Here is a 3,603-nt window from a genome sequence, read left to right as displayed (position 1 = left end):
CGAGCAGCGGACGGACGACGCGGTGCGGCTGCTGGAGCGGATCGTCGACGGCGGGCATCCGCTGCTGCTGCCGTGGTCGGCGGCGCAGCTCGGCGCCGAAAGCGCTGGAGAGCACGAGCCCGGCAGCGGCGGGCAGCGCGCTGATGTTGAAGGCCAGCACGACCAGCGCGCCGAGGATGTAGGCACCGGCCATGAACGGCACGATGACCTCGACGAACTTCACGATGCGCTGCCGCCCGCCGATGACGATGAACGCCAGCGCCGCGGTGATCACCAGACCGGTGATCCACGGGTCGACGCCCAGCGCGGAGTCGAAGCTGCTGGAGATGGCGTTGGACTGGACGCCGGGCGCCAGCACCGCGTAGAGCAGCGCGGCGACGGATGCGGCCACGACGGCGACCTTGCGCAGGCCGAGGCCCTTCTCGATGTAGTAGGGAATTCCGCCCCGGAACTGCCCGTCGATCCGGCGCTTGTAGATCTGGGCGAGGGTGGACTCCACGAACGCGGTCGCCCCGCCGAGGAAGGCCATCGCGGCCATCCAGAACAGCGCCCCCGGCCCGCCCGCGGCGATCGCGGTCGCCACGCCGGCGATGTTGCCGACGCCGACCCGGCTCGACAGCGTCAGCGACAGCGCCTGGAAGGGGGAGATCCCCTCCTCGGACTTCTCCCCCTTCAGCAGCTGCCGGAGCATCTCGGGGAGCAGGCGGATCTGCATGCACCGGGTCAGGAACGTCAGCAGCAGCCCGAAGCCCAGCACCAGGACGATCAGCGGTGTCCAGAGCCAGTCGTTGATCTGCGTCAACACATCCATCCGCGTGGTCCTCCTCGTTGAGCCGGCGAATGAGCGGTGTGACATATAACATTGCACAGAATCCGACGTCTAGTCCCACCAGCGAAAACGATGCGCAACGGAGGCACCGAACATCGCGCACGAGCCGGAGAGCGGACGCGGAGGGACAAGTCGGGCGGCCCGGATCGGGGTCTTGTCAGCGCTCAGTGCAATGTCACATACTACGGCCGTTCGCATCTCCCCCTTGAACGAAGCGGAGGCTCGATGACCGAGCAGCTCAAGCCCTGGCACGGCATCCACGTCGCCTCGGCCCTGCAGTTCGACGACGACCTTGCGGTCGACTACGACGGCTTCGCCGAGCACGTCCAGTGGCTCGCCGCGAACGGGATGCACGGCATCACGCCGAACGGCTCGCTGGGCGAGTACCAGACGCTGACCGCCGAAGAACGCGCCCGCGTGGTGACCACCGCGATCGAAGCCGCACCCGAGGGCTTCCACGTGATGCCCGGTGTCGCCGCCTACGGCGCGCTCGAAACCCGCCGCTGGGTGGAGCACGCCGCCGAGGCGGGTGCGCACTCGGTGCTGATGCTGCCCCCGAACGTCTACCGGGCCGACCGCGAAGCGATCGTGGAGCACTACCGGATCGCGGCCGAGGTCGGACTTCCGATCGTGGCCTACAACAACCCGTACGACACCAAGATCGACCTCTCCCCCGCGCTGCTGGCCGAGCTGCACGCCGAGGGCTACATCGTCGGGGTCAAGGAGTTCACCGGCGACGTGCGGCGGGCCTACGAGATCAAGGAGCTCGCGCCCGAGCTCGACCTGCTGATCGGCACCGACGACGTCCTGCTCGAACTGGGCCTGGCCGGTGCGGTGGGCTGGATCGCCGGCTACCCCAACGCCCTGCCCGCGGCCAGCCTCGAGCTCTACGAGCTGGCCACCTCCGGCAACCCGGCCGACATCGCCAAGGCGCTGCCGATCTACCGCGACCTGCACCCGCTGCTGCGCTGGGACTCCAAGACCGAGTTCGTGCAGGCGATCAAGCTGTCGATGGACGTGGTCGGCCGCAAGGGCGGCAAGTGCCGTCCGCCGCGCTCGCCGCTGGCCCCGGAGAGCGCCGACAAGGTCATCGCCGACACCAAGGACGTCCTGGCCAAGGGCTACAAGTGAGCTGCCGGGGTGGGGCGGTGGCGTCCCACCCCGGCTCCTCCCACGACCACCGCGCACCAGACGGGAAGGCACCACCGATGACGACCACCGAGCCGCGCGCGCTCACCGCCCCGGCAGAACCGACCACCGCCGGGGAAGTCGACCGGATCGTCGCAGCATCCGCCGAAGCCGGGCGCGTCTGGGCGAGCACCAGTCGCACCGACCGCGCCCGCGTGCTCGACGCCGTCGCCGACGCGCTCGACGCCGCAGCACCGGTGCTGATCCCGACCGCACAGCGCGAAACCCGCCTGGCCGAAGGCAGGTTGACCGGTGAGCTCAAGCGCACCACGTTCCAGCTCCGGCTGTTCGCCGAGACGATCCGCGAGGGCGGCTACCTCGACGCGCGGATCGACCACGCCGACCCGGAGTGGCCGATGGGCGCACCGCGTCCGGACCTGCGCCGCTCCCAGGTCCCGGTCGGCCCGGTCGTGGTCTTCGCGGCCAGCAACTTCCCGTTCGCCTTCAGCGTCGCCGGGGGTGACACCGCGTCCGCGCTCGCCGCGGGCTGCCCGGTCGTCCTGAAAACCCACCCCGGACACCCGGATCTGTCCGCGACCACCGGTGCCGTGGTGCGCGATGCGCTGGTGCGCGCGGGCGCACCGGACGGGCTGTTCGACCTCGTCTGGGGCGAAGAAGCCGGCCGGGCCGCCCTGTCGCACCCGCTGGTCAAGGCGGGCGCCTTCACCGGTTCCCTCGCGGGCGGGCGGGCCCTGTTCGACGTCGCCAGCTCGCGCCCCGAGCCGATCCCTTTCTTCGGCGAATTGGGCAGCGTCAACCCGGTTTTCGTGACCCGCGCCGCCGACGAGGCCCGGGGCGCCGACATCGCCGCGGAGTTCGTCGGCTCCTTGACCCTCGGGGCCGGGCAGTTCTGCACCAAACCCGGGCTGCTGCTCGTTCCCAACTCGGCCGCGGTCACCGAAACCTTGCGCGGCACCGAGCTGTCGCAGTCCGCACCGATGCTCAACGACCGCATCGTCGCCGGCTACCACAAGACCCTCGAAGCGTTGAGCGCCAAACTCGGTGTCGAGGTCTTGCGCAGCGGCCCGAGCCCGGACGGCGAGGCGCCGACTCCGACGCTGCTCACCACCGACGTCCCCACCCTGCTCGCCGACCTCGACGGTCTGCTCACCGAGTGCTTCGGCCCGGCCGCGCTGGTGGTGACCTACGACGACGAGCAGGAACTCGTCCAGGTCGCCGAGGCCATCGACGGTCAGCTCACCGCAACGCTGATCGCCGAGGACACCGACGCCGTCGCCGCCGACCTCACCCGGGTCCTGGTCGACAAGGCCGGACGTCTGCTGTGGAACCAGTGGCCCACCGGGGTTTCGGTGACCTACGCCCAGCAGCACGGCGGCCCCTACCCCGCCACCACCGCCCCGGCGACGACCTCGGTCGGAACCGCCGCGATCGCCCGGTTCCTGCGGCCGGTGGCGTTCCAGAACTTCCCGCAACACCTGCTGCCTGATGAACTGTCCGACACTTCAACCACACCTCGAACTCGTTTTGCGTAGCGGTGCCGGTAGCGGAACCTCAGACGCCGCCTGGACTGCGGGTGCCCAACTTTATGTATGCCAATACACGGCAGTTGGGCCGTCCTCGCCAGG

At 70.1% G+C, this 3,603-nt stretch carries 3 protein-coding genes; 2 read left to right on the top strand and 1 reads right to left on the bottom strand.

What is annotated here, in order from left to right; genetic code table 11:
* Window positions 1-811, bottom strand: an 811-nt coding sequence (locus ABTZ89_RS36930) for an alanine:cation symporter family protein (protein WP_351053730.1), incomplete at its 3' end; no start/stop codon positions are given.
* Window positions 812-1,054: 243 nt separating this feature from the next.
* Here ABTZ89_RS36930 and ABTZ89_RS36925 point away from each other — a divergent pair.
* Both ABTZ89_RS36925 and ABTZ89_RS36920 read left to right on the top strand, forming a co-directional pair.
* Window positions 1,055-1,960: a dihydrodipicolinate synthase family protein gene (locus ABTZ89_RS36925; RefSeq protein WP_351053727.1), complete on the top strand. Its 906-nt coding sequence runs from the start codon at window positions 1,055-1,057 to the stop codon at window positions 1,958-1,960.
* 77 nt (window positions 1,961-2,037) lie between these two features.
* Complete coding sequence (locus tag ABTZ89_RS36920) at window positions 2,038-3,510, top strand: aldehyde dehydrogenase (NADP(+)) (RefSeq protein ID WP_351053724.1); 1,473 nt, start codon at window positions 2,038-2,040, stop codon at window positions 3,508-3,510.
* The last annotated feature ends 93 nt before the right edge of the window (window positions 3,511-3,603 follow it).

The organism is Saccharopolyspora sp. NPDC002686 (assembly GCF_040295745.1).
Taxonomy (GTDB): domain Bacteria; phylum Actinomycetota; class Actinomycetes; order Mycobacteriales; family Pseudonocardiaceae; genus Saccharopolyspora; species Saccharopolyspora oryzae.
This window is presented reverse-complemented; position numbering and strand designations above follow the sequence as displayed.

Bases quoted from the DNA above. Each gene is read 5' to 3' on its own strand.
- ABTZ89_RS36925 (WP_351053727.1), top strand. From the start codon at position 1,055: ATGACCGAGCAGCTCAAGCCCTGGCACGGCATCCACGTCGCCTCGGCC.
- ABTZ89_RS36920 (WP_351053724.1), top strand. From the start codon at position 2,038: ATGACGACCACCGAGCCGCGCGCGCTCACCGCCCCGGCAGAACCGACC.